The following is a 3577-nucleotide window of genomic DNA, read 5'->3' as shown; positions in this document are numbered from 1 at the left end:
CAATGGCGAGAAAAACCTGCTGTTGGGTAGTGTCTCCCAGCGCGTGGCGGGTGCGGCACACTGTCCCACATTGGTCGTTTAAGACACCAAACTACTGAACTTAATAGCGGTCTTACTAACACCCGCCATCTCAGGTAATGCAGCCTGAGATGGCGGGTGTTAGTCTTTGAGCTACTCAAACATTTGGCGCGTTGCGCCGTTGGATAAGGTTCTTTACATGAAAGTATTGTTTTCTTCCACCGCCTTGGCGAGTTTGTTACTGGTTGCTCCGTTCGCGGCAGCGGCTCCTGAAACCGACGAACAGCGTCTTGCCTATAGCTTAGGCGTCACTCTAGGCGAGAGCATGCAGGCTGATATTGAAGACCTCGATCTAGATACATTTACGGACGGCATGCGCGATGTCTTTGATGGCAACGAGTTGGCGTTAAGCGAGGAAGAAATGATGGAGGCGCTGGTCGCTTTCCAAGAGCGTTCTATGGCAGAGCGCGAGCAAGAAGCCGCTGAAATTGCCCAGCTTAATCTAGAGGAAGGCCAAGCTTACCTAGCGGAAAACGCTGAGCGTGAAGAAGTTGAAGTGACTGAGTCTGGCTTGCAGTATGAAGTGCTTGAGTCCGGTGACGGCGCAACGCCTGGCGCTGAAGACACCGTTGAAGTGAACTATGAAGGCATGCTGCTAGATGGCACCGTATTCGACAGTTCCTTTGAGCGTGGTCAGTCGGTGAGTTTCCAGGTAAATCAAGTCATTGAAGGTTGGCAGGAAGCGCTTCAACTGATGAGCGTTGGCGACAGCTGGATGCTATATATCCCTGCTGAGCTGGCTTATGGTGAAGGCGGCCAAGGCCCTATTGGCCCAAATGAAATGCTGACGTTCCGTGTTGAACTGTTAGGCGTAGAGTAAATGACACGTCCCGCCGCTTCTACATCTTGTTTTTTGGGTGCGCTGTTACTGCTGGGCAGCACGGCTGTTCACGCTGAAGCAGATACCGTGCCTGGTGATTTACCTGCACTAAGCGCAGCGAGCGATCACGCGAGCGTGGTAGGTGTCTCTTCTGGCGGTTACATGGCCGCACAGTTGGCGGTTGCTTGGCCTGAGCGCTTTAGTGGTGTAGGTGTATTAGCGGCGGGCCCTTGGAGCTGTGCCCAGGGCGCGCTCAGTTTGGCGCTTAACCAGTGCATGAGCACCCGCCGTGGGTTGCCTTCCTTGGATGAGCTGGACCGTCGGCGCGAGCGTTACGAGTCGCTTGAGCAGGTGGGGGAGCGCGACGCATTAAGCCAGCTGCGTGCCTATGTATGGCACGGTGATGAAGATGGCACGGTTTCTCCAGAGCTAGGGAGTTTGTTAGCAGAACAGTGGCAGCGCTGGCTGGCATCTTCAGAACAGCTGCGTTTCGTGCGCAGTGAGAACACAGGCCATGGCTGGCCCATCAAACTGCCGAAGCAGGCCAACGCTAGCCCCCAGGCACTTGGCGACTGTCGCCAGGGCGGTGGTAGCCATGTACTTGCCTGTGATGAGAACGTGGCTGGCGATATGCTCTCATGGCTTTACCCTGAGCGTGAGGCTAATGCTAGCGAGGGCGAAGTGATTGCCTTTGATCAGTCGGAGTTCGCGGTTAAAGGCTTGGCTGATGTGGGATATCTGTTTATTCCTGAGGCGTGTGAGGCGGGAGGGTGTCCTGTCACAATAGCCTTGCATGGTTGTCAAATGAGCGTTGATGCCATTGGCGATACGTTTGTACGCCACAGTGGTTTGAACCGTTGGGCAGCAGACCATGGTCAAGTGGTGCTATACCCGCAGGCGGAAAGCAGTATGGCTAATCCTCAGGGGTGCTGGGATTGGTGGGGCTTTGCCGAAAGTACTTGGCAGCTCAACCCGCTGCATGACACGCGTGATGGCACCCAAGCCAGAGCGCTAATGGAGATGCTTGAACACCTACAAAGCACGCCTTAATTCCAAGTACATCCTAAAACCAGAGACTTCACCGTGTATTTCGGCTAGCTACCTAACTCATTCTCCAGCGCTGACACTAAGCCGTGCGGTGCTGGGGAGTAGAGTACTCTCTGTAAAATCTCACCGTTGCGGTTAACCAAGAAAAGCGAAGCGCTATGGTCAATGGTGTAGGCCATGGCTGAATCGGGCGCCTCCACTCGCCGCCAAATCACGCCATAGCGTGCCGCTACATCTGCAAGCTGCTCTTGACTACCCACCAAGCCGATAAACGTATCACCAAAGAACTGCATATACTCTTCCATGCGCGGCAGCGTATCGCGTTCAGGGTCAACCGTTATCATTATCGGCACCACGCGTTCGCGCTGTGCATCGCTTAGCTGGGCCAATGCCTGACGTTTAACAGCCTGATTCATTGGGCAAACGTCTGGGCAGTAGGTGTAGCCAAATGAAACAATCGCAATGTCGTCTTCATCTAGCTGGGCGAGAGAGAAATCACCTTGAGTAGAGGGCATTTCTATTGGTCCCCCCGTCACGTCATCGCTGTCTGGCTGGAAAGCAAACTGGTAAAGGCCGATAGCCGAAATGGTCAGCAAGACAAGTATTAGCACTAGTCCCAGCCAGAGTGCTTTACGATTGTTTGGTTTAGCGGCCATACGTACTAACTCCTAATCACGTCAAAGTCGAACCAACTGCCCAGCTTGCCTTCCGGTGTTTCCAGGATAACCCGTGCTCGCCAGGGCATCACGTCTTGCGTGCAGATACCGACTTGCCCTTGGCCATGAAAGTGACCGGGCGCAGAGGCGGTTAACCCAAAACGGTGTAAGCCCATATCCATATCACGCCCGATAAAGTCGACCGTTACATGGCTTGGGTTGAGGCCCTCGACTTCTACATCCAGTGGCAGAATATCCAGCGCATCGATACGGCCATCGGCATCAACGGTGAGTGTTAGGCGGCCTTTATCGCCCAGTACTGCCGAGCACGTACTGGTGTGTAGGTTGCAGTTGGCATCTGGTGTAAACCATGCAATATCACCATCATCGCGCAGCCAATTGGCAAACACGTACCACGTGCAGGCGGCCAGTGAGATGCCCGTGATGAGGATAAGCACTTTCAGTGCTGGAAAACCCGTAAAGTAGCCAGGTTTAGGCAAGTTCTTCATGGCAGAATGGTCACTACGCAGGCCGTAAGATGGAAGTTAGTTTCATGGTAACAGTAATCGCACGGATGTCGCTGTGCTGGGATGTCGCAGTTAACAAGGAATAACAATGGAGAGCATTACTGGCGCACTTGGGCCACTGTTTTTATTGATTTTACTGGGCGCTGCCATTGGCTATGGCCGTTGGCCAAGTGCTACGTTCTGGCCGCAAATGGAGCGTCTGATCTACTTTGTGCTATTTCCAGCCATGCTGATAGGTACGCTGGCTACTGCTGATGTCAGCCAAGTACCGGTTGGGCGCATAGCGCTGGTATTGCTCGGCACGATGGGGGTTTTGGGCCTGTTGCTATGGCGCTGTCGTGGTTACCTTGGCTTAACGCCTGCGGCGTTCACGTCGGTGTTCCAAGGCGCCGTGCGTTTTAACACCTACGTGGGTGTCGCGGGCGCTGCGGCACTGCATGGCAGCATGG

4 protein-coding genes and 1 pseudogene (1 of these 5 cut by a window edge) are annotated in these 3577 nt (G+C 54.1%); 3 read left to right on the top strand and 2 right to left on the bottom strand.

Annotated elements, in window-relative coordinates:
- The first annotated feature begins 217 nt into the window (after nucleotides 1-217).
- Together INT22_RS14920 and INT22_RS14915 are read left to right on the top strand one after the other, a co-directional pair.
- Complete coding sequence (locus INT22_RS14920) at nucleotides 218-898, top strand: FKBP-type peptidyl-prolyl cis-trans isomerase (RefSeq protein WP_193059354.1); 681 nt, start codon at nucleotides 218-220, stop codon at nucleotides 896-898.
- The gene (locus INT22_RS14915) at nucleotides 899-1948 is read left to right on the top strand and encodes a PHB depolymerase family esterase (protein WP_193059355.1); all 1050 of its coding nucleotides are present in this window, start codon (nucleotides 899-901) and stop codon (nucleotides 1946-1948) included.
- Nucleotides 1949-1992: 44 nt separating this feature from the next.
- On the opposite strand, the gene INT22_RS14910 is transcribed toward INT22_RS14915, so the two are convergent.
- Together INT22_RS14910 and INT22_RS14905 are read right to left on the bottom strand one after the other, a co-directional pair.
- Nucleotides 1993-2601, bottom strand: a complete 609-nt coding sequence (locus INT22_RS14910; RefSeq protein ID WP_089040263.1) for an SCO family protein — start codon at nucleotides 2599-2601, stop codon at nucleotides 1993-1995.
- A 5-nt stretch (nucleotides 2602-2606) separates the two neighbouring features.
- Complete coding sequence (locus INT22_RS14905; RefSeq protein WP_193059356.1) at nucleotides 2607-3110, bottom strand: hypothetical protein; 504 nt, start codon at nucleotides 3108-3110, stop codon at nucleotides 2607-2609.
- Between the two features lie 106 nt (nucleotides 3111-3216).
- On the opposite strand from INT22_RS14905, the pseudogene INT22_RS14900 reads away from it, so the two are divergent.
- Nucleotides 3217-3577, top strand: a pseudogene (locus INT22_RS14900) (AEC family transporter) (it continues 582 nt past the right edge of the window).

Source organism: Halomonas sp. 3D7M (assembly GCF_014897885.1).
Taxonomy (GTDB): domain Bacteria; phylum Pseudomonadota; class Gammaproteobacteria; order Pseudomonadales; family Halomonadaceae; genus Vreelandella.
The sequence above is the reverse complement of the archived record's forward strand: the minus strand, read 5'-3'. Positions and strand labels throughout refer to the sequence as shown.

Excerpts from the sequence above, each read along its gene's own strand:
- INT22_RS14910 (WP_089040263.1), bottom strand. The coding sequence starts at position 2,601 with ATGGCCGCTAAACCAAACAATCGTAAAGCACTCTGGCTGGGACTAGTG.
- INT22_RS14915 (WP_193059355.1), top strand. The coding sequence starts at position 899 with ATGACACGTCCCGCCGCTTCTACATCTTGTTTTTTGGGTGCGCTGTTA.
- INT22_RS14920 (WP_193059354.1), top strand. The coding sequence starts at position 218 with ATGAAAGTATTGTTTTCTTCCACCGCCTTGGCGAGTTTGTTACTGGTT.
- INT22_RS14905 (WP_193059356.1), bottom strand. The coding sequence starts at position 3,110 with ATGAAGAACTTGCCTAAACCTGGCTACTTTACGGGTTTTCCAGCACTG.